The 24,085-nt window shown below is 63.4% G+C and carries 24 protein-coding genes; 13 read left to right on the top strand and 11 right to left on the bottom strand.

The features are described from left to right. The first annotated feature begins 26 nt into the window (after positions 1-26). The 3 genes from purM to rnd all read left to right on the top strand — a co-directional run bounded on the left by purM (position 27) and on the right by rnd (position 3,107). A complete protein-coding gene (gene purM / locus BKY26_RS17370; protein WP_071691637.1) occupies positions 27-1,073 on the top strand; it encodes a phosphoribosylformylglycinamidine cyclo-ligase in 1,047 nt (348 codons plus the stop codon). Beyond that, positions 1,070-1,663: a phosphoribosylglycinamide formyltransferase gene (purN, locus tag BKY26_RS17365; protein WP_071691636.1), complete on the top strand. Its 594-nt coding sequence runs from the start codon at positions 1,070-1,072 to the stop codon at positions 1,661-1,663. The genes purM and purN overlap by 4 nt, the downstream gene beginning before the upstream one ends. A 280-nt stretch (positions 1,664-1,943) precedes the next feature. Beyond that, positions 1,944-3,107 (top strand): ribonuclease D, encoded by a 1,164-nt coding sequence (rnd, locus tag BKY26_RS17360; RefSeq protein WP_071691635.1) that lies wholly within the window; start codon positions 1,944-1,946, stop codon positions 3,105-3,107. A gap of 93 nt (positions 3,108-3,200) precedes the next feature. Here rnd and BKY26_RS17355 read toward each other — a convergent pair whose 3' ends face one another. Beyond that, positions 3,201-3,656, bottom strand: coding sequence for a hypothetical protein (locus BKY26_RS17355; RefSeq protein ID WP_071691634.1), 456 nt, complete (start codon positions 3,654-3,656; stop codon positions 3,201-3,203). Positions 3,657-3,775: 119 nt separating this feature from the next. Here BKY26_RS17355 and BKY26_RS17350 point away from each other — a divergent pair, with 119 nt between their 5' ends. Further along, on the top strand, positions 3,776-4,207 hold the full coding sequence (locus BKY26_RS17350; RefSeq protein ID WP_071691633.1) for a SufE family protein: 432 nt from the start codon (positions 3,776-3,778) through the stop codon (positions 4,205-4,207). Positions 4,208-4,274: 67 nt separating this feature from the next. Here BKY26_RS17350 and BKY26_RS17345 read toward each other — a convergent pair whose 3' ends face one another. From BKY26_RS17345 to BKY26_RS17320, 6 genes are all read right to left on the bottom strand, one after another. Beyond that, positions 4,275-4,967, bottom strand: a complete 693-nt coding sequence (locus tag BKY26_RS17345; protein WP_071691632.1) for a DUF1638 domain-containing protein — start codon at positions 4,965-4,967, stop codon at positions 4,275-4,277. A 71-nt stretch (positions 4,968-5,038) separates the two neighbouring features. Continuing rightward, positions 5,039-5,920 (bottom strand): EamA family transporter, encoded by an 882-nt coding sequence (locus tag BKY26_RS17340; RefSeq protein ID WP_071691631.1) that lies wholly within the window; start codon positions 5,918-5,920, stop codon positions 5,039-5,041. Further along, the gene (locus tag BKY26_RS17335) at positions 5,907-6,647 is read right to left on the bottom strand and encodes a metallophosphoesterase family protein (protein WP_071691647.1); all 741 of its coding nucleotides are present in this window, start codon (positions 6,645-6,647) and stop codon (positions 5,907-5,909) included. Before BKY26_RS17335 ends, BKY26_RS17340 begins: the two co-directional genes overlap by 14 nt. Positions 6,648-6,733: 86 nt before the next feature. Next, positions 6,734-7,765, bottom strand: a complete 1,032-nt coding sequence (locus BKY26_RS17330) for a Hint domain-containing protein (RefSeq protein ID WP_071691630.1) — start codon at positions 7,763-7,765, stop codon at positions 6,734-6,736. A 106-nt stretch (positions 7,766-7,871) separates the two neighbouring features. Beyond that, positions 7,872-8,531, bottom strand: coding sequence for a Hint domain-containing protein (locus BKY26_RS17325; protein ID WP_158514357.1), 660 nt, complete (start codon positions 8,529-8,531; stop codon positions 7,872-7,874). A 465-nt stretch (positions 8,532-8,996) separates the two neighbouring features. Further along, positions 8,997-9,698: a corrinoid protein gene (locus BKY26_RS17320; protein WP_071691628.1), complete on the bottom strand. Its 702-nt coding sequence runs from the start codon at positions 9,696-9,698 to the stop codon at positions 8,997-8,999. A gap of 160 nt (positions 9,699-9,858) precedes the next feature. Here BKY26_RS17320 and BKY26_RS17315 point away from each other — a divergent pair, with 160 nt between their 5' ends. Further along, a complete protein-coding gene (locus BKY26_RS17315; protein WP_071691646.1) occupies positions 9,859-10,941 on the top strand; it encodes a PA0069 family radical SAM protein in 1,083 nt (360 codons plus the stop codon). A 2-nt stretch (positions 10,942-10,943) separates the two neighbouring features. On the opposite strand, the gene BKY26_RS17310 is transcribed toward BKY26_RS17315, so the two are convergent. The 3 genes from BKY26_RS17310 to BKY26_RS17300 all read right to left on the bottom strand — a co-directional run bounded on the left by BKY26_RS17310 (position 10,944) and on the right by BKY26_RS17300 (position 12,706). Beyond that, positions 10,944-11,207, bottom strand: a complete 264-nt coding sequence (locus tag BKY26_RS17310) for a hypothetical protein (protein ID WP_071691627.1) — start codon at positions 11,205-11,207, stop codon at positions 10,944-10,946. An 8-nt stretch (positions 11,208-11,215) separates the two neighbouring features. After that, positions 11,216-12,229, bottom strand: a complete 1,014-nt coding sequence (gene bmt, locus BKY26_RS17305; protein ID WP_071691626.1) for a betaine--homocysteine S-methyltransferase — start codon at positions 12,227-12,229, stop codon at positions 11,216-11,218. Between the two features lie 162 nt (positions 12,230-12,391). Next, positions 12,392-12,706 (bottom strand): DUF1476 domain-containing protein, encoded by a 315-nt coding sequence (locus BKY26_RS17300; protein ID WP_071691625.1) that lies wholly within the window; start codon positions 12,704-12,706, stop codon positions 12,392-12,394. 199 nt (positions 12,707-12,905) lie between these two features. Between BKY26_RS17300 and BKY26_RS17295 the strand changes: the two genes are divergently transcribed. From BKY26_RS17295 to BKY26_RS17280, 4 genes are all read left to right on the top strand, one after another. Further along, positions 12,906-13,520 carry a hypothetical protein gene (locus tag BKY26_RS17295; RefSeq protein WP_071691624.1) on the top strand — a complete coding sequence of 205 codons (615 nt, stop codon included), beginning with the start codon at positions 12,906-12,908 and terminating at the stop codon, positions 13,518-13,520. 87 nt (positions 13,521-13,607) lie between these two features. Next, on the top strand, positions 13,608-14,369 hold the full coding sequence (purC, locus tag BKY26_RS17290; protein ID WP_071691623.1) for a phosphoribosylaminoimidazolesuccinocarboxamide synthase: 762 nt from the start codon (positions 13,608-13,610) through the stop codon (positions 14,367-14,369). Positions 14,370-14,435: 66 nt separating this feature from the next. Beyond that, positions 14,436-14,666 carry a phosphoribosylformylglycinamidine synthase subunit PurS gene (purS, locus tag BKY26_RS17285; RefSeq protein ID WP_071691622.1) on the top strand — a complete coding sequence of 77 codons (231 nt, stop codon included), beginning with the start codon at positions 14,436-14,438 and terminating at the stop codon, positions 14,664-14,666. A gap of 4 nt (positions 14,667-14,670) precedes the next feature. Further along, a complete protein-coding gene (locus BKY26_RS17280; protein WP_071691621.1) occupies positions 14,671-15,714 on the top strand; it encodes an alcohol dehydrogenase catalytic domain-containing protein in 1,044 nt (347 codons plus the stop codon). Here BKY26_RS17280 and BKY26_RS17275 read toward each other — a convergent pair. Further along, a complete protein-coding gene (locus BKY26_RS17275; RefSeq protein ID WP_071691620.1) occupies positions 15,711-16,712 on the bottom strand; it encodes a Hint domain-containing protein in 1,002 nt (333 codons plus the stop codon). The two genes, BKY26_RS17280 and BKY26_RS17275, sit on opposite strands and share 4 nt — an antisense overlap. 194 nt (positions 16,713-16,906) lie before the next feature. Between BKY26_RS17275 and purQ the strand changes: the two genes are divergently transcribed. From purQ to BKY26_RS17255, 4 genes are all read left to right on the top strand, one after another. Beyond that, positions 16,907-17,575: a phosphoribosylformylglycinamidine synthase subunit PurQ gene (gene purQ, locus BKY26_RS17270; RefSeq protein ID WP_071691645.1), complete on the top strand. Its 669-nt coding sequence runs from the start codon at positions 16,907-16,909 to the stop codon at positions 17,573-17,575. 40 nt (positions 17,576-17,615) lie between these two features. Beyond that, positions 17,616-19,382 (top strand): sensor histidine kinase, encoded by a 1,767-nt coding sequence (locus BKY26_RS17265; RefSeq protein ID WP_071691619.1) that lies wholly within the window; start codon positions 17,616-17,618, stop codon positions 19,380-19,382. A 19-nt stretch (positions 19,383-19,401) separates the two neighbouring features. After that, a complete protein-coding gene (locus BKY26_RS17260; RefSeq protein ID WP_071691618.1) occupies positions 19,402-20,721 on the top strand; it encodes a sigma-54-dependent transcriptional regulator in 1,320 nt (439 codons plus the stop codon). 612 nt (positions 20,722-21,333) lie between these two features. Beyond that, the coding region (locus tag BKY26_RS17255; RefSeq protein ID WP_071691617.1) for an Rne/Rng family ribonuclease at positions 21,334-24,085 on the top strand (2,752 nt) is incomplete at its 3' end.

Here is a 24,085-nt window from a genome sequence, read left to right as displayed (position 1 = left end):
GGGCGCCAAGTTTGAAGGAGCGGGCCATGACGGACGAAAAACAGGGGCTGACCTACGCTGAGGCGGGTGTCGATATCGATGCGGGCAACGAGCTGGTGGAGCGGATCAAGCCCGCCGCCAAGGCCACCGCGCGGCCTGGCGTGATGTCGGGGCTTGGCGGGTTCGGGGCGCTCTTCGATCTCAAGGCGGCAGGCTATGACGATCCGGTTCTCGTGGCCGCCACCGACGGGGTGGGCACCAAGCTGAAGATCGCCATCGACACCGGCGTTTTCGACACGATCGGGATCGATCTGGTGGCCATGTGCGTGAACGACCTCGTGTGCCAGGGGGCTGAACCGCTCTTTTTCCTCGACTACTTTGCAACCGGCAAGCTGGACGTGGCAGACGCCGCCACGATCATCAAGGGCATTGCCGAGGGCTGCAAACGCTCGGGCTGTGCGCTGATCGGAGGCGAGACCGCGGAAATGCCGGGCATGTACGCGCCGGGGGATTTCGACCTGGCGGGCTTCGCCGTGGGGGCGATGGAACGCGGGGCTTCGCTGCCGGACGGCGTGGCCGAGGGCGATGTGCTGCTCGGGCTTGGGTCAGACGGGGTCCATTCCAACGGCTATTCGCTGGTGCGCCGGATCGTGGAGCGGTCGGGCCTGGCCTGGGAGGCAGCATCGCCCTTCGGGGGCGAGAGCCTTGGCCGGGAATTGCTGGCCCCGACGCGGCTTTACGTGACGCAGGCGCTGGCCGCCGTGCGGGCAGGGGGGGTGCATGCGCTGGCCCATATCACCGGCGGCGGGCTGACCGAGAACCTGCCGCGCGTGCTGCCCGAGGGGATGGGGGCCGAGATCGACCTTGGATCCTGGGCGCTTCCTCCGGTGTTCAAATGGCTGATGTCCGAGGGCGGGCTCGATGAGGCCGAGATGCTGAAGACCTTCAATTCCGGCATCGGCATGGTGGTGGTCGTGGCCGCAGACCGGGCCGAGGATCTGGCGGCGCTGCTGGAGGCCGAGGGCGAGAGCGTCGCGCGGCTTGGGCATGTGATTGCGGGCGAGGGCATCCGCTATAGCGGCACCCTGACGTGACGCGTCGGGTCGCGATCTTCATTTCGGGGGGCGGGTCCAACATGGTCTCGCTTATCGAAAGCATGACGGGCGATCACCCCGCGCGACCTTGTCTCGTGATCTCCAACCTTCCGGATGCGGGCGGGCTGGCCAAGGCCAGTGCCATGGGCGTGCCCACGGCCGTTGTGGACCATCGCCCTTTCAAGGGCGACCGCACCGCGTTCGAGGCGGAGCTGGCGCAGGTGGTCGATGCCGCGCAGCCAGATATCCTTTGCCTTGCGGGGTTCATGCGGGTGCTGACCGGGGGGTTCGTGGGCCGCTACCAGGGCAGGATGCTGAACATTCATCCCTCCTTGTTGCCCAAGTACCGGGGTCTCCACACCCATGCCCGCGCGCTGGAAGCCGGGGATGCGGAGCATGGCTGCACCGTCCATGAGGTGACGCCGGAACTGGACGATGGCCCGATCCTAGGGCAGGCGCGGGTGCCGGTGTTGGCGGATGACACGCCTGAAACCCTCGCCGCGCGGGTGCTGGTCGAGGAACACCGGCTCTATCCCGCCGTACTGCGCCGTTTCGCAGCGGGGGACCGGACCCCGATCTTGCTGCCCTGAGCGGTTTCGCCGCGCATCGCGCGCCGACCCGGGAGCGGCCCTTCTCAACCCCCGGCTGACGCCGGAGGCCTCGGCGGGCCGCGTTGCCACGGACCTCAGGCGAGGCCGGTTTATCCATTTGGGCGGTTGGACCGGTGGAGAGGGCAGGCTGCCTCCGGCGGAGGTATTTGGTGCCAAGATGAAAGGAGGGTGAGCTCTTTTCATTCCCGGCGGGCTGGCCTATCACGGGTGGACCGGCGGATGTCCCGCTACAGCCAAGAAAAAGAAGGATGGCGCCCGTTTGCCCCAGACCCTGACAACGACCGACGCGCTGGCCGAATTCTGCGCCCGCGCCGCAAAAGTGCCCTATGTTACCGTCGACACCGAATTCCTGAGGGAACGCACCTATTTCGCGCAGCTTTGCCTCGTGCAGCTGGCACTGCCGGGCACGGATACGGCCGATGCGGTTCTGATCGACCCGCTGGCCGAGGGCATGTCGCTGGAGCCGCTATACGAGCTTTTCCGTAATGAAAGTGTGGTCAAGGTGTTCCACGCGGCGCGGCAGGATCTGGAGATCTTCCATGTCGATGGCGATGTCATGCCCGTGCCGCTTTTCGATACGCAGGTTGCGGCCATGGTCTGCGGCTTTGGCGAACAGGTGGGATATGAGACGCTGGTGCGCCGGATCGCCAAGGCAAGCCTAGATAAGTCCAGCCGGTTCACCGATTGGTCGCGCCGCCCTCTGTCGGAGGCGCAGAAGTCCTATGCGCTGGCCGATGTGACGCATCTGCGCCAGATCTACGAATACCTGTCGGGCGAGCTGGAGCGCACCGGACGCACCGCGTGGATGGAAGAGGAACTGAAGGTTCTGACCAATCACGACGCCTATGTTGTGACGCCCGAGGATGCCTGGAAGCGGGTCAAGACGCGGACCAATTCGGGCAAGTTCCTGGCCGTCCTGAAGGAGCTGGCGGAGTTTCGCGAGACGACAGCGCAGACGCGCAACGTGCCGCGCAACCGGATCATGAAGGATGACGTTCTGCTGGAACTGGCTTCGACCAAGCCACGCAGCGCGCAGGACCTTGGCAAGTCCCGGCTGCTGCAACGCGAGGCGCGCAAGGGCGATATCGGTGACGGAATCCTCGAAGCCGTCAAGCGGGGCCTGGAGATGCCCGCCGATCGCCATCCGAAACCGGCGCATGCGCCGGACCGGTCGGCGCTGAACCCGGCCTTGGCGGATCTGCTGCGGGTGCTGTTGAAGGCAAAGGCCGAAGAGGCCGGGGTGGCGCAGAAACTGATCGCCTCCAGCGCCGATCTCGACGATATCGCCTGCGGCGGTCGTGACGGGCTCTGGGCGCATGGCTGGCGGCTGGAGGTGTTCGGCAAGGACGCGATGCGGCTGTGCAACGGAGAGATTGCTCTTTCCGCCAAGGGCCAGCGGGTCAAGATCGTTGCACTGAGCTGATCCTGCCAGGCAGGCCCCAGAGGGCTGACCGGTCTAGCAGGTCGCAGAACAGTCGGGGCCAGAAACCGGCCGTACCACGCTCAGGCTGGACGATTAGCGGCGGCTGACGCTTCGGCGGTTTTGTTGCGCGACAACGACGATCTGGCGAATCCCTGCGAGGTCCTGCGTGGTCAGCGATGTGCCCGCGAGAATTTCGCGCGATCTCTGGGTGCCGACGCGGGTATTTGCATCGGCGGGGCGATAGACGCGGAATTCGAAGACGATCTCGCCGTCTTCGCGGCCCACCTCGACCAGATCGGCCTCCCAATAGCCCTGGCGCGGGGGCAGGCCCATGGCGCGCACGATGGCCCCGCCGGGCAGGGGGTCGACGCTGAGACTGATCACCTCGGTCACCAGTTGGCGGTCATCCACCGGGGCCGCGACGGTTTCACTGATCTGCACCCGTTCCTCGCGATCACGGCCGAACCAGTTCATCGGGTTCAGACGGGACGCACAGCCGGTCAGGCCAAGCACCACCACAAGAAGGGCCATCAGAAAGCGAGGGGTCATCGGTTGTCTCCGCCTGTCATCTGCTCTTGCCTAGCGCATTGAGGACAGGTTGAAAAGCGCCTCTGGACCTTTGGGGCGCATCGCCCTAGGTCTGTGGCGGGTACAAGACGGAGACACGCATGGCCACCGAAGCGTTCGAAGAGATTGCCGACACGTTCGAGTTTCTCGACGATTGGGAAGAGCGCTATCGTCACGTGATCGAACTGGGCAAGGCGATGGACCCGCTGGAGGATGCGTTTCGGGTGTCTGCCACCAAGGTCGATGGCTGCGCCAGCCAGGTCTGGATTCTGCCCGAGATCGAGGGCGAGGGGCCCGGCGCGGTGTTCCGCTTTCGCGGGGATAGCGACGCGATGATCGTGCGCGGGCTGATCGCGGTGCTGCATGCGCTCTATTCGGGGCTGAGCGTGGCCGAGGTGCTGAAGGTCGATGCCGGGGGTGAACTGGCGCGGCTTGGGTTGAACGATCACCTGTCGTCGCAACGGTCGAACGGGCTGCGCGCGATGGTGGAGCGGATTCGCCTGCTCGCCGGTCAGACCACCGCATTGGGCTAGGCGCGACCAAGGCGCTTGCAAGCGCCTTTGAAGAAACCGCTTTCAAAGCGGTTCCCTGCACCCGGCCTCACCGCTCCGCGACAGTTTCCAGCTCGGCGGCCAGATCGCCATAGCCGGTGAATCGGTACTCGAATTCCAGATTCAAGAACGTCGCGCAAGCCTTTGCCTTTTCAAGAAGATCCGAGTTTTCCGTCTGCGCCTGGTAGATCAGCTTCCTGTAGTTTCCGAAATACATGTCCCGCAGCTCCGGGTGGCGATCCAGCCCCAGGGGTCTGGTGACGAAGGCATCGAACTGTCGCACGAGGAAATCGGTGACATAGAAGGCGGTGATCTCGTCCTCGGCCCGCGCGGCAAAGGCCAGATTGCCTTCGAAGAAGGAATAGCAATGCGGGCCTTGCAACATCTCCACCCCGAGCGCCTCGCAGCGCGCCTTCAGCAACCCGCCGGTGCCGCAATCAGCATAGACGACAAAGATGTCCTCGTATTGCGCGCGGTATTTCGTGACGGCGGTTTCCACCGCATCCGGGATACGCTCGGGGCTGTTGTGCAGGATGGCGGGCAGGCAGTGCAGGTCCAGATGCGTCCAGCCATTGAGGCGTTTCAGCGCCACGATTTCATGGGCCAGTGCCCCGCAGGCCAGCAGCAGAACCTTGCCTTTGCCCTCCGCGGCCAGCCCCGCGCGGGTCAGGGTGTTGTCCTCCAGCGGCGCTCCGGCGGCAAGCGGTTCGGCCTTGTCGGTCTCGCTGCGGGAACGGCGCATGGGGTCAGTCCTGTGCAGGGGTGAGTGAATCGTGGCTCTTGGAATGACTATAGGCTGCCCGCGCTCCGATCTCATGGGCCAGCGCGACGCGGCGCGGACCGGTCGCGACGCGGGCGGGTCTGGATCATCGCCAGCCCCGCCAGGATGACCGCTGCCCCGATCCAGTCCGCTAGCGCGGGGCGTTCACCCAACATCACCCAGGCCACGCTCAGCCCCACGACCGGAATCAGCAGGGCAAACGGGGTAACGGCAGAGGCGGGATGCCGCGCCAACAAGGCGCCCCAGAGCGAATAGCCCAGAACCGTCGAGGCAATGGCCACGTAGAAAACTGCCAGCCATCCTTGCGCGGACATTGCCGCAAGGGTGGCAAATGGCGTGGGGGACTCGATGGTCATGGACAGGGCCAGCATCGGCAGGGGGGGCACGAGGCTCGCCCAGACAAACAGCGCCAGCGTATTCACCGGTCCCATCCGCCGCAGCACAAGATTGCCAAGCGCCCAACACAGCGCACCTGAAAGGATCAGGCACAGGCCCAAAAGGGTCACGCTGCCCCCGGCCGACAGCGCAAAGACCCCAAGACCCGCCACCGCCACAAGCAGCCCGGCCACCTGAAGGGGGCGGATGCGTTCCCCGAAGACAAGGAACGACAGCAGGATCGTCAGTGGCACCTGCGTCTGGATCAGGAGAGAGGCCAGCCCTGCCGAGGCATCCGCCGCAAGGGCCGCGAACAGAAAGGCGAATTGGCCCATATTGATCAACGCGCCCACGGCGATGATCTTCCACCACGGCACCCTGGGGCGTTTCAGAACGGCCAGCAGCGGCAGAAGGATCGCGAAGCGCAGGCCGACGAAGAGGAACGGAGGCAGGTCCTCCAGGGCCAGTTTCATCGCGGTGAAATTGCTGCCCCAGGCCAGAACGACCAGCCCGATTAGGATCAGGTCACGCAGGGGCATGGGGGCGGATGTCCTGCCGGCCGTCAGGGGTCAGCAGCCAGACCCGGCGTGCCTCGATGACCACGGCGGACAGGGGGCCGCCATAGGCCGCGCCCGTGTCGATGGCCAGCCGGTTGCCGTGATGCTCGACCCGGTCCACGGGGGTATGCCCGTGGACGACAAGCGGGCCGTGGTCTCGGGGATCGTCCAGAAATTCGTGACGGATCCAGAAAAGGTCACTGGGGTCCTGGGCCTCCAACGCAACGCCGGGGCGGATACCGGCATGAACCAGCAGGCAATCGCCATGGCGGGCCGACAGGGGCAGGGCGTTCAGGAAGTCCCGATGCGCCTTCGGCACGGCGCGCAATGCCTCCTTGTGCAGCCTGTCGTCGGGCAGGTCGGGGTCCAGCCCGTAGCTTGCCAGCGTGTCCCGCCCGCCAAGCCTTGGATGCAGCCAGGTCAGATCGGCCCTGAGACGCGGATCAACACGCGGCGGGTTGTCGAGAAACAGCGCGAACATGTTGTCGTGATTGCCCTTCAGCACCGTCACGCGCGGGTCGCGCGCCGTCAGGTCCATCAGGGCCTGAACCACGCCGCGGCTGTCCGGCCCCCGGTCCACCAGATCGCCGATCTGCACCACCGGCGCGGTGGTGTCACCTGTCCGGGCCCGGTCGGCCTCGATCCGGTCCAGCGCCTCTTGCAGCAGGTCCGGATGGCCGTGAACATCTCCGATCGCGTAGAGTCTCATGGGCCGCAGATGGTCAGGTTTGGCCGCCTGATGCAAGCGGATCAGCTATCGGGCTGGTGGGCGGGCGCTTCTGCCTTGTGACGCGATCAGCCCGTCAACCGCGCAGCCAGCCTGGCCAGGATTGCGGAGGGCACCTGTCTTGCACTCATCGCACGGGGGTAGGGGAGTTCCTCCATATCGGGCACGTCGCCATAGAGCGCGTCGAATTCGGCAAAGTTGTCAAACGCCCTACGAGACATGTTGTCGATGAAGGTCTCGGCAGGGGCACCATTGGCGAGGATGATTTCGTGCTCTTCGGTCTCGATGTGGTAGACGGTATAGCTCTCGCCCATCTCTGACAACGATACGCGGGTGATCGTGGTGCCATTCACCAAAGCCCCCGCGTGACAGATGACCCCATCCACAAGCATCCCGTGATCCGCGGTAACGGTCAGGTCTGCATGCGGCACGCCTTCACCCAGGGACCCCGCCGCAAACCGAACCGGCATCAGGCGTTCGGCAGGCTGGAACAGCGTCGCGACTTTTTGCCTGCCCACCCATTTGACCGCACGAATTTCTCCGGCACTGGTCAGGATCGCATCTCCAACCGACAGGTGTTCGACCGCTCTCGGTCCATCTGGTGTTTCAATCCGGGTATCGCCCAGAAAGCAGGCCGGTCCGTACAGAAGCGGCTCAGTGGGCGCCAAGAACCGGTTCCATGCCTCAATGTCCTGCTCTAGCAAGAGGTCAGGAGACAGGTTGCTGTCGAACAATATGATATGGCTGTTCCCGGACCCGCCAAAGCTGAATGAACTGCTGAAGACATAGCCGTTCTCGGAGAAGAACGGCGGCTCACTCGTAGTGAAGGAGCGGTAGCCATGATAGTAGGCCTGGGCCGTGTAGATGTTTAGCCCTGTGGTTGGATCAATGCCCTGAAAAACGGGTGTAAGACCGATTGCCGACCATTCCGGAGGCGGAATAACATCAAGCTGGGTCAGGGCAACTTCATCACCTGGCAGGATGGACCCATTGTCGACGGTTTCGGTGACGGTCACGTCAAAATTGTTGCCATCAGCGTTTGCCGTTGCGCCGGTTGGCCCGATTAAAAACTGGCTTTCAAATGAATAACTTACCGGCATGCTGCTCCCCTGCTCGCATCGTTCCACATAGATATAGCGGCACAAGACGCATCGCGGTCAAGCGTTCAGATGCGATCCGGGGGAACATATGATTGGCAAATAAAGGTCACGCGCTCCCGACCCTGAGCGGTCCGAGCACATAGGCTGGCACCTGTCTTGCACTCATCGCGCGGGGGTAGGGGAGTTCCTCCATCTCGGGCACGTCGCCATAAAGCGCCTCGAACTCGGCGAAGTTGTCGAAGACGCGGCGGCTGACATTGTCGATGAAGGTCTCAGCAGACGCGCCATTGGCGAGGATGATTTCGTGCGCTTCGGTTTCGATGTGATAGACAGTGTAGGTCTCTCCCATCTCGGCCAGTGGCACCCGGCAGATGGTCACCCCGTTCACCAAAGCGCCAGCGTGGCAGATGACGCCCTCAACCAGCATCCCGTGGTCGGCGGTGACCGTCAGGTCAGTGTGCGGCAGGCCCTGCCCGAGAGACCCGGCGGCGAAGCGCACCGGCATCAGGCGCTCTGCAGGGCCGAAGCGGGTGGAGACTGTTTGACGCCCTATCCATTTAACGGGCGTGATCTGCCCCTTCGAGGTCACGATGAGATCGCCGGGGCGTAGGGTCTCTACGGCTTGTTCACCTTCTGGCGTTGCTATTCCCGTTCCAGCTGCGAAACAGTAGAGATAGGTTCCAGTGTCCGATGATGAGATACTGCCGCTCAGTCCTCCATCGTTGGAGAACACGTAATAGGTATCTGGTCCGGTGGTCACCAGCACGATAGGGTCCCCCGTGGCCGTGAAACCGGCAAGCGTTCGCTGAGACCCGAACGCCAGTATCGCATTCCCGACTTCCGTTTGTCCGTTGATGCCGTCGCTGTCGGCCGTGGTTTCGACCAAATCAGTTCAACCCACCGGGTTATTGACGGCCCCAAGCGTAATGGTGCCGCCCGGTACACCAGATGCAATCAAGTAGTAGTGGTTAAATGTTTCTGACGCCATAATTTCCCCCAGAGTAGCATCCGTTGACCGTCGGGTTAACGAAGGTTGGCGGCCATGTTAGGTGGGCCGATCACGAAAGGTCAATTGAAACGAGGTGCGCGACTGTCGGAACTGCTGCTGCCGGGTTGCAGTAGCGTCAAACAGGAACTGAACGCGAAGAAGGCCATTTTAGAACTCTACAAGTGAAAAAGGCCCCGGCAGATCGTCTGCCGGGGTCCCTGATTTCTTTCTATACGCTAAGGATCAGCCAGCCGCCGCCTGGTTGTGCTTGCGCGCCATGAATTCCTTGGCGGTTTCCACGGCCACGGCGGCGTCACGGCAATAGGCGTCTGCGCCGATTGCTTTGCCGAATTCCTCGTTCAGGGGCGCGCCGCCGACCAGCACGATGTAGTCGTCGCGCACGCCGGTCTCGACCATCGTGTCGATGACGACCTTCATATAGGGCATCGTGGTGGTCAGCAGGGCCGACATGCCCAGGATGTCGGGCTGTTCGGATTCCAGCGCCTCGAGATAGCTTTCCACGGCGTTGTTGATGCCCAGATCGACCACTTCGAAGCCCGCACCTTCCATCATCATGCCGACGAGGTTCTTGCCGATGTCGTGGATGTCGCCCTTGACGGTGCCGATCACCATCTTGCCCACGCGCGGCGCGCCGGTTTCGGCCAGCAGCGGTTTCAGGATGGCCATGCCGCCCTTCATCGCGTTCGCGGCCAGCAGCACTTCGGGCACGAAGAGGATGCCGTCCCGGAAGTCCTTGCCGACGATGGTCATGCCGCCGACGAGCGCCTCGGTCAGGATGCGGTAGGGCTCCCACCCGCGCTCCAGCAGGATGTTCACACCCTCTTCGATCTCTTCCTTGAGACCGTCGTAGAGGTCATCGAACATCTGCTGCACAAGCTCTTCATCGTCGAGCTCGGACAGGATGATTTCGTCTTCATCGGACATATTATTGGCTCCCTGACGGAACGGGGGTTTCATGGACTGTTCCGACTTTTGGCCGGGACGTGCGAATCTGACGCGCTGAATTGCGACACGCGTGGAGTCGTGACCGACCTTGATGCAGGTCGGGATTGCAGATGTTCTGTTTTTGTTCCACATTGATGCCATGGAATTCGATCAGATCATCGACAAGGCACGCCGCAAGGGCAGGGGCGCGGGGTTCAATCCGGCCAACCGGTTCGACCGGCTGGAAACCCGTTTTGAGCCGGATGGCTGGGACCGTGAGGAAGATCTGCCGCCGCTGCGCACCGTTGTGACCGATGAACGCCCGCGTAAGGTGATCACCCGCAATGCCTCGCCCGATCTGAGTTTTGATCGCTCGATCAATCCCTATCGCGGCTGCGAACACGGCTGCATCTACTGCTTCGCCCGCCCGAGCCACGCCTATCTGGGCCTGTCGCCGGGGCTGGATTTCGAAACCCGGCTGATTGCCCGGCGCGATGCGCCCGCCGTGCTGACGAAAGAGCTGTCTCGTCGCGGATACGATGTTCAGCCGATTGCCATCGGCACCAACACCGACCCCTATCAACCGGTTGAGAAGGATAGGCAAATCATGCGCGGTCTGTTGCAGGTGCTGCGCGACTTTCGTCACCCCGTCGGCATCGTGACCAAGGGCACGCTGATCGAGCGCGATATCGACCTGATCGCGGATCTGGCGGGGCAGGGGCTGGCCAAGGTCGGCGTTTCTGTGACAACGCTCGATTCCGGTCTGGCGCGTGCGATGGAGCCGCGGGTTCCGTCGCCCGCAAGGCGGCTCAAGACCATCGAGCGTCTGGCTGCAGCGGGTATTCCGGTGCGGCTGATGGCGTCTCCCATTGTGCCGGGGCTGACCGACCCCGAGATCGAACGGATCGTGACAGCAGGGGCCGAGGCGGGCGCCGTTGCTGCCAGCATGATCGCCCTGCGCCTGCCGCTGGAGGTCGCCCCGCTGTTTCGGAGCTGGCTGGAGGAACATGTGCCGCTGCGCGCCGCACGTGTCATGGCGCGGGTGCGCGAGATGCACGGGGGGGAGGATTACAGCGCCGAATGGGGCACGCGGCTGACTGGCACCGGCATCTATGCCGATCTGTTGCAGCAGCGTTTCAGACGGGCGGTCAGGGCGGCGGGTCTCGGCCACCGCATGCCTGCCCTGCGGACGGATCTCTTCCGGGTGCCGCCGCGTCCCGGCGATCAGTTGAGCCTGTTTTGACATCACTCTGACCCGTCCGCGCCGCCGGTCTTGATCCGCCGATGTGAAAGCCATGCAAGGAACAGAAATATCAGAACGATGGCGGCAGGAATGATGACAAGCAGCAGCATGTCCTCGCCGGTCAGGCGCCACGGCATGCGCATACGGCAGGGGGTGATGTTGCCAAAGGCGCAGGCCAGTCCGTTGATATACAGATAGCCGCCGATCCAGACGAGGCTCGCCAGGGCAGCAAGCCCAAGGAATATCGCCCGGATCGCACGTGCCATCGTATCGGTCAGCCGCGTGCGCGGCGGCGGGGGCGGCGGGCGGCGGGGGCGTCATCGCCGGTGCCGTCGCTGTCAGAGGAGAAGACGCCGATTTCGGCTGCGATCTGTTCCAGCGTCGGGGCAGGGCCGCGCGGGGTGCTTTCCAGCGCCGCCTTCATCGCGCGCAGGTGGTCGGTCTGGGTGCCGCAGCAGCCGCCGATGATCTTGGCCCCCGCATCGCGCGCCAGCACGGCATATTTCGCCATCAACTCGGGCGTGCCGTCATAGTGGATATGGCCGTCGTGATACTTGGGAATGCCCGCATTGCCCTTGGCGATGAACGGAATCTCGGTGCCCGAGGCGCGGAAGCCCAGAACCGTGCGCAGCAGGTCCGACGCGCCGACACCGCAATTGGCGCCGAAGGCCAGAGGCTGCGGGTCGAGCTTTTCGGCCATCGCGGCCATGTCGGCAGAGGTGAAGCCCATCATCGTGCGCCCTGCGGTGTCAAAGCTCATGGTGCCGCACCAGGGCATGTCGGCCAGCTTGGCGGCCTCTGCGAAGGCCTTGAATTCCTCGGCGGCGGAAATGGTTTCGACCCACAGCACATCGACGCCGCCGGCTTTCAGCCCCTCGGCCTGCTCATGGAACATCTCGACCGCGCTTTCATGGGTCAGGGCGCCCATGGGCACCATGATCTCGCCGGTCGGCCCGACAGAGCCCGCCACGACGACCGGGCGGCCCGCCTTGTCGGCAACTTCGCGGCCGATCTCGGCGGCCAGTTTCGATAGCTCAAAGGCCCGATCCTGAGCGCCGTGCAGCTTCAGGCGCGCGCGGGTGCCGCCGAAGGAATTGGTCAGGAAGATATCAGACCCCGCATCGACCGCCCCCTGATAAAGCTTGGCGATCCGGTCAGGGTGATCGGCATTCCACAGCTCCGGCGCGTCGCCAGAGGACAGCCCCATGTTGAAAAGGGTTGTCCCGGTGGCCCCGTCGGCCATCAGCCAGTCGCGGTCCGCCAGGAGCTTGGACAGAAGATTGGTCATGTGAGTCGTCTTTCAGATATCTGCGCAGGGCCTAGATGCTCCGGGCAGGGGAGTTGAGGCAACTGCATAATCTGCATAAAGATTATGAATTGCCTTTCGTTCAAATATAAAAGACCGCCCGCAACACGCGCGGACGGCCCTTTTTCGTCTTGGCGTGTGCGATCAGGCTTCGTTGATCAGCTGGCCCTTGGCCACGATCAGCAGCTCGGCCATCTTGGCGCGGATTTCGTCTGCACTGGCCTTGCCGTCCAGATCGGCGGCCACCTTGCGCACAACGTCTTCATGCCCGGCTTCTTCGAAATCCGATTTCACGACCTCGATCGCATAGGCATCGGCGTCGGACCCGGTCTTGCCGAGCAGTTCGGCAGCCCAAAGGCCAACCAGCTTGTTGCGGCGGGCTTCGGCGCGGAACACCATTTCGGCGTCATGTGCGAACTTGTTCTCGAACGCGGATTCGCGGTCATCGAAGGTGGTCATCTTGGGCTCTCCTGACTCAGATGCATTCGTCGCTGTTCAAATAGGCCGGTCAGGGCAGGTCGCACAAGGGTGGATTGTGCGGCTGGAGGACGCTGTTACGGGGAATTGCCGGGAATTCTGGACCGAATCGGGCCAACTGCCACATAGTGCGCCTATTGAACGACCCGATTTCACAAATGATCAGACAGGAGCATATCGCATGTTCAGAACCGCCTTTGCCGCCCTTTCGACCGCAGTCCTGCTATCGGCAACGCCCATTCTTGCCCAGGAAACGGTGGAACCTGTCTTTGGCGAATACCTTCAGCCGCTCGGCCTTGGACCGTTTCAGGATGCCACCTGGACCGGATATGAACAGGAGGGCTGGTTCGTTCTGCAAAACACGACGCAGCCGACGGCAATCCGCTATTATGAAATGCCGCTGATGAATGCCGATGGCACCCTGACCCTGCGGGCCAATGTCTATGCCCGGAACGATGACGGCGAGGGCGTGGCAGCCACCGGCCTGCTCTATGATTTCGGGGATGAGTACAGCACCTATATCGCCTTCCTGCTGACCGCCGATAACCAGTTGATGGCGATCAATCGCGATGTCGAGGAGATGGACGTGATCTATGGCGACGCGGATGACCCTGTGGGCCGTGGCGACGGATCGGACGTGCTGGAAGTGCGGATTTCGGGAACGCAGGCGCGGATGTATCTCAACGATCAGCATTTCCGGAATTACGACCTGTCGCATCGCCCGTTCCACGACCGTGCCGGGATCATCGCCGTTGGAACCGGACGGCTCGGCTTCTGGGGTCTGAGCGCCCAGTAACGCCGCTTCCCTTTCGCGGTCCTTGGGCGTATACGCCCCTCAAACGGTGCCCCGGCGCCGCGTGATGGATTCGGAGAACACAGGCACATGGCACGGCGCAAGAAGGTCTACGAAGGCAAGGCGAAAATCCTGTATGAAGGCCCGGAACCGGGCACTCTCGTGCAGTATTTCAAGGATGACGCCACCGCTTTCAACGCTGAAAAGAAGGCGACCATCGAAGGCAAGGGCGTGCTGAACAACCGCCTGTCGGAATTCTTCATGACCGGGCTGAACAATATCGGCGTGCCGACCCATTTCATCCGCCGCATCAACATGCGCGAACAGCTGATCCGCGCGGTCGAGATCATACCGCTGGAAGTGATCGTGCGGAACTTCGCCGCAGGGTCCATGGCCAAGCGGCTCGGGCTGGAGGAGGGCACGCAGCTGCCCCGGCCGATCATCGAGTTTTCCTACAAGAACGACGATCTGGGCGATCCGCTGGTGCCGGAGGAATACATCATCGCCTTCGGTTGGGCCTCGCAGCAGGATCTTGACGATATTGTCGCGCTGGCTCTGCGGGTGAACGATTTCATGTCCGGCATGATGATGGGCGTCGGCATTCGGCTGGTGGATTTCAAGATAGAGATCGGCCGGGTCTGGGACGGTGATTTCATGCGCCTGATCGTGGCGGACGAGATCAGCCCAGACAGCTGCCGCTTGTGGGATATCGAGACCGGCCAGAAGCTGGACAAGGACGTGTTCCGCCGTGACCTCGGCAACCTGACCGACGCCTATACAGAGGTGGCCCGCCGCCTTGGGGTGATGCCCGCGAATTCCGGTTTCGGCGGCAAGCCGACGCTGGTGAACTGAACCTCTGCGCACGCGGGTAGCGGGCGCAGATTGAGTATTTGGACCAAGAAGAAAAGGGCAGGTGCGATGCGCGCAACCGTGACCGTGATGCTGAAACAGGGCGTTCTGGACCCGCAGGGCGAGGCCGTGCGCCACGCGCTTGGGGCCCTGGGCTTCGATGGCGTCGAGGGGGTTCGTCAGGGCAAGGTGATCGAGCTCGATCTGGCCGATGGCACCTCCGAGGAGACGGTCAAGGCGATGTGCGAGAAGCTGCTCGCCAATACGGTGATCGAGAGCTACTCGATTTCCATGGGCTGACCCGATGCGGGCGGCGCTGCTGACTAGCCCCCGTGCGGAGTTACAGATCACCGATCTGCCCGATCCCGACTGTCCGCCCGATGGCGTGGTTCTGGATGTGCTGGCCTGCGGTATCTGCCGGTCGGACTGGCATCTGTGGACCGGGTCCGACCCCGACGCCGATCTGCCGATCATTCCGGGGCATGAGTTCTGCGGCGTGGTCCGGGCTGTGGGGCGGGACGTGACCCAATGGCGCGAGGGCGACCGGGTGATTGCGCCCTTTATCCTTGCTTGTGGCCAATGCCCCGATTGCAGTGCCGGTCATCAGACCGTTTGCGCCACACAGATCGTTCCCGGCTTCACCGCCCCCGGCGCGTTTGCGGAGCGTATTGCGGTGCCACGCGCCGACGCCAATCTGACACGCCTGCCCGAGGGCATGGACCCCGCCCTTGCCGCGGCCCTCGGCTGCCGGGTCACGACCGCCTGGCATGCGCTGACGGGACGTGCGGCACTGCGTCCCGGTGAATGGCTGGCGATCTGGGGGGCGGGCGGCATTGGCCTTGCGGCCGCCCTGATCGGCAAGGCGCTTGGGGCGCGGGTCGTGATGGCCGATGTGGTGCAGGAGAAACTGGACCATGCGCTGACGCTCGGGATCGACGCGGTGGTGAATGCCACCAACGCCGACCCGGTGGGAGAGATGCGCGAGATTACCAAAGGCGGGGCCGACCTGGCCGTGGAGGCGCTCGGCTTCGAGGTCACAACGATCAACGCCATGAAAAGCTTGCGAAAACTGGGGCGGATGGTGCAGGTGGGCATGCCCGCCGGGGACCACGTCAACATGACCCTGCCCTGGGATGCGGTCTATTCCGGCCAATTGGCGATCTACGGCACGCGCGGCATGCCGTCCTGGCGCTATCCGTCGCTTCTGTCGCTGATCGAGGGTGGCACGCTGGACCTGACCCCGATGATCGCCCGCCGGGTGGCCCTGTCGGATGCCAGTGCCGAGTTGGCGGCCTTTGACGGCCCGACCCCGCCGGGAGTCGCTGTGATCACCGATTTTTCCGGTTAACCTGTAATTTGCAGCACCGTCGCCTGACGCTTGTTGAGGCTGTCTGCGGCGTCCTGCATACGCGCCGCATTCGGATCACCAAGGTCGGGAAAGAGCTGAAAGAGCTCCTGTCTTGTGTCCTCATCCAGCCCTGCAACGGCGTGGCCTCCGGGCAGAAAGCTTTCGCTCGGCATTCCGTTTGAGATCAGAATGTCGTGTGTTTCCAAAAGGATATGGAAATAGGTGACCTCATCACAGCGATGATCCACATGAACGGCATCGCCAACAAGGTGCCCGACTGGGACAAGTATCCGGTCGGTCCCGAAGTTCAGCTCTACCTCCCAGCCTTCGATCAAAACCCGATGCTGACGCGACAGGCGCAGATCCTGATAGGGGCGCTCGGGGCCGAAGCTATGGGCCGGTACAACGACGGGTCGCAGGTTGGGGTAGAGCGACAGTTCCGCCGCAGTTACATGCCTGCGCCCGATCCAGTTGATCGGCACATCACGCCCGTCTTCCAGACGGACGAATTCACCTACAATCAGGTCTTCAACACGCCGCTCACCCAGGGGGGTGGAGATCATCGTGCCCGCTGCAAAACAGAGCAGGATCGGTCCGCTGGTGTTGAGCGCATCAATTGGGATGGCGCCATTCGGCATATCGTCCATGACCTCGAACGTGCCGGAACCATCGGTCAGGAAGTAATAGCGTTGTCCGGTGTCGACGGTGATTACCACAACCTCGGCCCCGCGCACATCGACCCCGGCCACATTCGACAGGGCATTGGTGTAGGGCATGTAACCAGAGAAATCGAGGGTGAAGTCATAGGTCACACCGTCGATTATGACTTGCGTGTCAGGGTCTTCCCCGCCGTCGTTGAACTCCAGCTCCAAATCGCCGGTTGCGCCGGAGGTGAAGGTCAGCTCGGTCGTTGGGGTTTGGTTGGTGTTTTCTGAGTTGATCGAGGCGTTATTCGCGCTCGAACTGTCCCCCCGTGCCCAAACGGTGAACTCTGCCATGAATCATGCCTGTTTTGCCCGCCTTTTGGCGGTGCGTCGTTCTGTTAACCACTATCTTAACGCATTTGCGGTCGAGCGCCTAATGCCAATTTTCACGCCGGGTTGCCGGGATGCGCGGCGATGTTGCCCTTCCGCCCTCGCAGGAATTGGGCTATGGGGCGGGCAACGCTCCTATCTGCAAGGACCAGACCGCTATGAAAGCTGCTGTCATCGTATTCCCCGGCTCCAATTGCGACCGTGATCTGGCTGTGGCCTTTCGCAAGGCGGGGTTCTCGGTCGATATGGTCTGGCACAAGGATCAGGGCCTGCCTGAGGGGGTGGATATCGTAGGCATTCCCGGCGGGTTTTCCTTCGGGGATTACCTGCGTTGCGGGGCCATCGCGGGCCAGTCCCCGGTGATGAAGGGGGTGGCGGCCCATGTGGAACGGGGGGGCTATGCGCTTGGTATCTGCAACGGGTTCCAGGTGCTGTGCGAAACCGGCCTGTTGCCCGGTGCGCTGATGCGCAATGCGGGGCTGAAATTCATCTGTCGCATGCAGACCCTGTCGGTCGAGACCGCGAACAGCGTCTTTACCCAAGGCTACGACAAGGGCCAGCAGATCGACATCCCGCTGGCGCATCACGATGGCAACTACGTGATTGACGCCGAGGGGCTGGCCGCGCTGAAGGCCGAGGATCGCGTCGCGTTCCGCTATGTGGGCAACCCCAATGGTGCGACTGACGATATCGCCGGTGTGCTGTCGGAAAACCGCCGGGTGCTTGGCATGATGCCGCATCCCGAGCGGGTGATCGACGCGAACCATGGCGGCACCGACGGGTGGGCGATGTTCACGGGGCTGACGCAGGCGCTTGTTGCGGCCTGACGGGCTTGAGGCGCTGCCGCCAAACCCCTAGAATTGTTTCATGAACAGGCCACCGCGCTCTGATGTGGCCCTGCGAGGACCGGCAGGGCGCCGTGCATGGATTTTGCGCGGTTTGCTGGTCGTGTTCCTGGCGATTGCCGGGGTCGTGGTCTGGGTGTCCAACATCTGGCTGACTGACCGCTTTACGGAAACCACCCGTAACCGCGCGGAACTGCGGCTGGCGCTTTATTCCGGGTCAATCATATCCGAGCTTCAGCGTAATTCGGTCGTGCCGCTCTTGCTGTCGCGCGACCCGACGCTGGTCAGGGCGCTGTCGGTGGGTGAGTATTCCACCACCTCGCAACGGCTGATCTCCTACCGCGAGGAGATCGGCGCCGCCTCCATCGAGTTGCTGGATCGCGACGGGCGCGTTGTGGCGGCAACGGACCGGCACCAGATCGGGGAACAGCACGCCAATCAGCCCTATTTTGTTGAGGCGCAGCGGTCGAACGACACGGTGTTCACCACCACGGAACTGGATACCGGGGCCTTCAACTTCACCTTCTCTCGCCGGGTCGAGGATGATTCTCTGCTGCTTGGGGTGATCCTCGTGCGCGTCGATCTCGGCCGATTGGCAGACCGGTGGCGGGGCACGTCCGAGGCGGTGTTCGTCGCCAATTCCGAAGGCCGTATCATCCTGTCGACCGAGCCGCGGTGGCGGGGGCGGAACGAGGCGGATGCCGTTGCGGTGCAATCGCCCGACAGCGCCATCGAGCGCGCCATCGAGGCGGCGGGGGACTGGGCCTTCGCCAACCCCGGCCCCTATTTCGGTGGCTCCTCCACCCTGCGGCTGGAATCGCGCATTCCGTTCCGGGGATGGATGCTGGTGTCGTTCACCGCCTATGATTCCGTGCGCGAGCGGGTGAACGGTGTTCTGGCGCTGGAGATCATGGGATTCGCGCTGCTTCTGGCGGCGGCCTTCTATCTGCTGAGCCGCAGGGCCCGGCTGCAATCGGTTGTCTTTCAACGGGAATCGGCGGAGCTTCGCCGGTTGAACGACAGGCTACAGCGGGAAATCGCCGAGCGTCAGAAGGTCGAAAAGACCCTCGAAGAGGCGGAACAAAGCCTTGCCCAAAGCTCCAAACTCGCGGCCCTGGGCGAGATGTCTGCCGCCGTCAGTCACGAGCTGAACCAGCCGCTGGCCGCGATGAAGACCTACCTTGCCGGGGCCAAGCTGCTGCTGCAACGCCGGCGCAGCGAAGAGGCGCTGTCCTCTTTCCAGCGGATTGACGACCTGATCGACCGGATGGGCGCCATCACGCGGCAGCTGAAATCCTATGCCAGAAAGGGCGGAGAGGCGTTTCAGGAGGTCGATATGCGCGAGGCGCTGAGCTCGGCCCTGACGATGATGGAACCGCAACTGCGGCAGATGACGGTCGAGATCGCGCAGAGCATCCCGCGCCAGCCGGTTCTGGTCATGGCCGACCGGCTGCGGCTGGAGCAGGTGATCATCAACCTGCTTAGGAACGCGCTCGATGCGATGAAGGGCGAGGATCTGCGAGAGCTGGACCTGATCATTGCCGAAGGCGACGAGGTGGTGCTGACCGTGCGCGACAACGGGCGGGGGATTGACGATCTCGACGCTTTGTTCGAGCCATTCTACACAACTAAGAAACCCGGCGACGGGGTGGGGCTCGGGCTCGCTATTTCGTCGGGCATCGTCAAGGATCTTGGCGGGCGTCTGACCGCGCGCAATGGGGACCAGGGCGGTGCCGTGTTCGAGGTGCGCCTGCCACGGGCCGATCGGGGCAGCGCCGCCGCCGAGTGATTGAAACAGAGGAAGAGCCATGCGGATTGCAATCGTCGATGACGAACAGGACATGCGCCAGTCGATCAGCCAATGGCTGGCGCTGTCGGGCTTTCAGACCGAGACCTATGGCAGCGCCGAAGAGGCGCTGAAGAATATCGGCCCGGATTTTTCCGGCGTGGTGGTGACCGACATCAAGATGCCGGGCATGGATGGCATGGCTTTCCTCAAACGCCTGATGGGCATGGATAGCAGTCTGCCTGTGATCATGATCACCGGTCATGGCGATGTGCCCATGGCGGTGGAGGCGATGCGCCTTGGCGCTTATGACTTCCTGGAAAAGCCGTTCAACCCCGACCGCATGACGGAACTGGCCAAGCGGGCAGGGCAGACGCGCCGCCTGACGCTGGACAACCGCGCGCTGCGCAAGGAACTGTCGGATGGCACGGTTCTGATGCGCAAGCTGATCGGCTCGTCGCCCGTCATGGAACGGCTGCGCGAGGATATCCTCGATCTGGGGCAGGCTGATGGTCATGTGCTGATCACCGGCGAGACCGGCACCGGCAAGACGCTGGTGGCCCATGCACTGCATGCGGTCGGCCCGCGGGCGGGCAAGCCGCTTGTCTCGGTCGCTTGTGCCGCCCATGACGAGGCCGCGCTTGGCGCGATGCTGTTCGGACCCGTGGGCGAGGGACAGGATCTGCCGCTTATCGAACAGGCCCGCGGGGGGTCGTTGCTGCTGGAAGGGGTCGAAGCGCTGCCGCAGGCGCTGCAGGCGCGTCTGCTGAAGACCATAGAGGATATGGGCACGCCCGCCGAGACGCGGATCGTGGCGATCTGCAACGCCCCTGACCCCGATACCGGCTGCGAACAGGCGCTGCGCCCGGATCTGTTCTATCGTCTTGCCGCCATGCGCATCGACCTGCCGCCGCTGCGCGCTCGGGGAGAGGATATCCTGACGCTGTTCAACCGGTTCGGCGAGCAGTTTGCCGAGGAATATGGCACAGATGCGCCGCAGGTCACGGCCCAGGAAGCGGCGCAGCTGTTGCAGGCGCCATGGCCGGGCAATGTGCGTCAGCTGATCAACATATCGGAACGCGCGATCCTGCAGCAACGGCGCGGCTCCGGCTCCATTGCCTCGCTTCTGATGAGCGAAGGCGAGGAAACCGGGGCGCAGATGAGCAGCGAGGGCAAGCCGCTGAAGGAATATGTGGAAGCCTTCGAGCGGATGCTGATCGACAACACCATGCGTCGCCATCGCGGATCCATCGCCAGCGTCATGGAAGAGCTGTGCCTGCCGCGCCGGACCCTGAACGAGAAGATGGCCAAATACGGGTTGAGCCGGTCGGACTACCTCTGATTTCCGCCAGCAGGCTGGCGGACCGGGGGAGCGCCGGTCTCAACCGCCCCCGCAAGGGGGGCGGCCTCGCCCGGCGCTTGGGCGTCAGATGGCGAGGGCATGCGCAATCTCGAGGGCGGGGCTCTGTGCGGGCCAGTCGATGCCTCCGGCGGGAGTATTTGGCCCAAGAAGAAAAGGGGATCGTCGCGCCTTCACCCGCAAAAGTCGCGCGCAGTGCAACCGTCAGGTGACGAATTGCCATTGTAATCCCCCCGGAAGTGCCCTTAATGTCACAATTGCAGGCTCTCAATTTCGGGGCCTTGCGAAAAGTTTCTCTGACCGATCTCCGGCGCGCGGAAAAGCGGCGCGGTTTTCGCGAAGATCACCGGGGCCGGGATGGCCCTGTTACAGGAATTGCCCGGGTTTCGGGCGACAGAACGGATGGCAGGCGCAGACCCGCCATCGGAGATAAACCGCGATGCAACGCGTGCGCAGAGTTGAGGGACGGCAAGGCAGGGCAGATGCCCGCGCCCCGTCCGGGTGCGCCGCCGCAGTCGCCCTTTCAGGACAGCTTGAATTCACGGAAAGCGCGCCGCCTGGCGCGTCTGTTCGGGGTTCATGTGCAAGGAACACATGGCAAAGAAGATGCTTATCGACGCCACGCACGCGGAAGAAACCCGCGTCGTCGTGGCTGACGGAAACAAGGTCGAGGAATTCGATTTCGAGTCGCTGAACAAGCGGCAACTGGCAGGAAACATATATCTGGCAAAGGTCACGCGGGTCGAACCCTCGTTGCAGGCCGCGTTTGTCGATTACGGCGGCAACCGCCATGGCTTCCTCGCCTTCTCGGAAATTCACCCCGATTACTACCAGATCCCGACCGCCGATCGCGAGGCGCTGCTGGCCGAGGAGCAGGAATATGCCCGTGCTCTGGCCGAGGCCGAGGCGGATGCGGAAAACAAGCCCAAGCGCTCTCGTCGTCGCCGTCGCAAGCCGTCGAACGGGTCCGAGACCCAGGCCGCAGACAGCCGCAGCGATGCGGTGATCTCTGGCGAGGTTGAAGGCGGCAAGCGCAATTCCCCCTCTGGCATGGATGTCGTCGACCTGACGCCGGAAGACGAGGACTCGACGCTTCTGGCATCGGGCATGGATGAAACCGAGGGCAACGACGCGGCAGCGGAAGCGGTGTCACCGGACAGCGCCGCGGACGACGCGGGCGCGACCGTTGCCGAAGAGGAAGCCCCGGCTGTCGACGCGCCGCAAGCTGACGACCGGTCTGCCGACGCTGCGTCCGAGGACGGGCAGGATGACGCATCGGATGCGGATGACGCGGATGATGAAGAGGATGCGGGCGATGACACCATCGCCGATGCGGCCGAGGTCGACCCCAATATCTCGACCGTCGCCGACGATGACGATCAGGAAGACATTCGTCCGGTGCGCAAGCCGCGCCCGCGCCGCTACAAGATTCAGGAAGTGGTCAAGGTGCGCCAGATCCTGCTGGTGCAGGTCGTCAAGGAAGAACGCGGCAACAAGGGTGCTGCGCTGACCACCTATCTGTCGCTGGCCGGTCGCTACTGCGTTCTGATGCCCAACACCGCCCGTGGCGGCGGCATTTCCCGCAAGATTACCAACGCGGTGGACCGCAAGAAGCTCAAGGAAATCGCGGTTTCGCTCGATGTGCCGCAAGGTGCCGGGCTGATCGTGCGGACCGCCGGGGCCAAGCGCACCAAATCCGAGATCAAGCGCGATTATGAATATCTTCAACGCCAATGGGAACAGATCCGCGATCTGACGCTGCGCTCCACCGCGCCCGCGCCGATCTATCAGGAAGGCGACCTGATCCACCGGTCGATCCGCGATCTCTATAACCGCGACATCGACGAGGTTCTGGTCGAGGGCGAGCGTGGCTACCGCCATGCCAAGGACTTCATGAAGATGATCATGCCGTCCCACGCCAAGAACGTGAAGCATTACAACGAGCCGATGCCGCTCTTTGCCCGTTTCCAGGTCGAGGGCTATCTGGCTGACATGTTCAACCCGGTGGTGCAGCTGCGTTCGGGCGGCTACATCGTCATCGGCGTGACCGAGGCGCTTGTGGCCATCGACGTGAACTCCGGCCGCGCCACCAAGGAAGGCTCGATCGAGGAAACCGCGACCAAGACCAACCTTGAAGCCGCCGAAGAGGTCGCCCGCCAGCTGCGCCTGCGTGACCTGGCCGGTCTGATCGTGATCGACTTCATCGACATGGACGAACGGCGCAACAACGCCGCCGTGGAAAAGCGCCTGAAGGACAAGCTCAAGACCGACCGGGCGCGCATCCAGGTGGGTCGTATCTCGGGCTTTGGTCTGATGGAGATGTCGCGCCAGCGCCTGCGCCCCGGCATGCTGGAGGCGACGACACAGCCTTGCCACGCCTGCCATGGCACCGGACTTGTGCGTTCGGATGACAGCCTCGCGCTGTCGATCCTGCGCCAGCTGGAGGAAGAGGGCACCCGCCGCCGCAGCCGCGAGGTTCTGGTCACCGCGCCCGTTGGCATCGTGAACTTTATCATGAACGCCAAGCGCGAATACCTGGCCGAGATCGAGGCGCGTTATGGCATGTCGATCCGGATCGAGGCCGATCCGATGCTGGTTTCGCCCGATTTCAAGATCGAGAAGTTCAAGACCGCGACCCGTCGTGTGGCGGCTGTGACGCCGGTGATCTCGATGGACAGCGCGCTGATGGACAGCATTGCCGAGGAAGCCGAGGCCGAGGAAGCCGCCGAGAGCGCGCCGGAGGTGTCCGAAGCCACCGATGAGCAGCCGAAGAAGAAGCGCCGCCGCCGCAGGGGCGGGCGTGGCCGCCGCAAGTCGGAGAACGGCGAAAACGGCGAGAATGGCGATACGCAGGACACCAACGGTGAAGAGGGCACGTCCGGGGAGACCCCGTCGGACGCACCTGCCGAGGGTTCCGCTGCGGTAGCAGAGGCCGCCCCGGAAGCCCCGACGGAAGAGGCAGTACCGGAGGCCGAGGAAAAGCCCAAGCGCAAGACCCGCAGCCGCCGCAAGAAGAAGGTTGAGGAACCGGCAGAAACGGACGCCCCTGCCGCAGAGACGGACGCAGCTGTTGAGGCCGAAGCCGCCCTGGCGGAGGAGACCCCTGCACAGGTGGCTGTTACGGAAGAGCCGGAAGCGACCCCCGTGGAAGCGCCGGTTGCCGAAGCAGAGCCGGAGGTTGCCCCGGCCGAGGAACCGGTGGCAGAGAGCGCCCCGGCCGAGGAACCGGTGGTTGAGGCGGAACCAGAAGCGCCCGTAGTGGAAGAGCCTGCCGCAGAGGGTGGCTCTGAACCTGAGCCCGCGCCAGAGGAAGAGACTGGAGAAGCGCCCACGCCTGAGCCGGAAC

Origin of the sequence: Nioella sediminis, assembly GCF_001879695.1 — a bacterium.
Taxonomy (GTDB): domain Bacteria; phylum Pseudomonadota; class Alphaproteobacteria; order Rhodobacterales; family Rhodobacteraceae; genus Nioella; species Nioella sediminis.
The sequence above is the reverse complement of the archived record's forward strand: the minus strand, read 5'-3'. Positions and strand labels throughout refer to the sequence as shown.

Excerpts from the sequence above, each read along its gene's own strand:
- purM (WP_071691637.1), top strand. The coding sequence starts at position 27 with ATGACGGACGAAAAACAGGGGCTGACCTACGCTGAGGCGGGTGTCGAT.
- BKY26_RS17355 (WP_071691634.1), bottom strand. The coding sequence starts at position 3,656 with ATGACCCCTCGCTTTCTGATGGCCCTTCTTGTGGTGGTGCTTGGCCTG.
- BKY26_RS17350 (WP_071691633.1), top strand. The coding sequence starts at position 3,776 with ATGGCCACCGAAGCGTTCGAAGAGATTGCCGACACGTTCGAGTTTCTC.
- BKY26_RS17345 (WP_071691632.1), bottom strand. The coding sequence starts at position 4,967 with ATGCGCCGTTCCCGCAGCGAGACCGACAAGGCCGAACCGCTTGCCGCC.
- BKY26_RS17340 (WP_071691631.1), bottom strand. The coding sequence starts at position 5,920 with ATGCCCCTGCGTGACCTGATCCTAATCGGGCTGGTCGTTCTGGCCTGG.
- BKY26_RS17335 (WP_071691647.1), bottom strand. The coding sequence starts at position 6,647 with ATGAGACTCTACGCGATCGGAGATGTTCACGGCCATCCGGACCTGCTG.
- BKY26_RS17330 (WP_071691630.1), bottom strand. The coding sequence starts at position 7,765 with ATGCCGGTAAGTTATTCATTTGAAAGCCAGTTTTTAATCGGGCCAACC.
- BKY26_RS17320 (WP_071691628.1), bottom strand. The coding sequence starts at position 9,698 with ATGTCCGATGAAGACGAAATCATCCTGTCCGAGCTCGACGATGAAGAG.
- BKY26_RS17315 (WP_071691646.1), top strand. The coding sequence starts at position 9,859 with ATGGAATTCGATCAGATCATCGACAAGGCACGCCGCAAGGGCAGGGGC.
- BKY26_RS17310 (WP_071691627.1), bottom strand. The coding sequence starts at position 11,207 with ATGGCACGTGCGATCCGGGCGATATTCCTTGGGCTTGCTGCCCTGGCG.
- bmt (WP_071691626.1), bottom strand. The coding sequence starts at position 12,229 with ATGACCAATCTTCTGTCCAAGCTCCTGGCGGACCGCGACTGGCTGATG.
- BKY26_RS17300 (WP_071691625.1), bottom strand. The coding sequence starts at position 12,706 with ATGACCACCTTCGATGACCGCGAATCCGCGTTCGAGAACAAGTTCGCA.
- BKY26_RS17295 (WP_071691624.1), top strand. The coding sequence starts at position 12,906 with ATGTTCAGAACCGCCTTTGCCGCCCTTTCGACCGCAGTCCTGCTATCG.
- purC (WP_071691623.1), top strand. The coding sequence starts at position 13,608 with ATGGCACGGCGCAAGAAGGTCTACGAAGGCAAGGCGAAAATCCTGTAT.
- purS (WP_071691622.1), top strand. The coding sequence starts at position 14,436 with ATGCGCGCAACCGTGACCGTGATGCTGAAACAGGGCGTTCTGGACCCG.
- BKY26_RS17280 (WP_071691621.1), top strand. The coding sequence starts at position 14,671 with ATGCGGGCGGCGCTGCTGACTAGCCCCCGTGCGGAGTTACAGATCACC.
- BKY26_RS17275 (WP_071691620.1), bottom strand. The coding sequence starts at position 16,712 with ATGGCAGAGTTCACCGTTTGGGCACGGGGGGACAGTTCGAGCGCGAAT.
- purQ (WP_071691645.1), top strand. The coding sequence starts at position 16,907 with ATGAAAGCTGCTGTCATCGTATTCCCCGGCTCCAATTGCGACCGTGAT.
- BKY26_RS17265 (WP_071691619.1), top strand. The coding sequence starts at position 17,616 with ATGAACAGGCCACCGCGCTCTGATGTGGCCCTGCGAGGACCGGCAGGG.
- BKY26_RS17260 (WP_071691618.1), top strand. The coding sequence starts at position 19,402 with ATGCGGATTGCAATCGTCGATGACGAACAGGACATGCGCCAGTCGATC.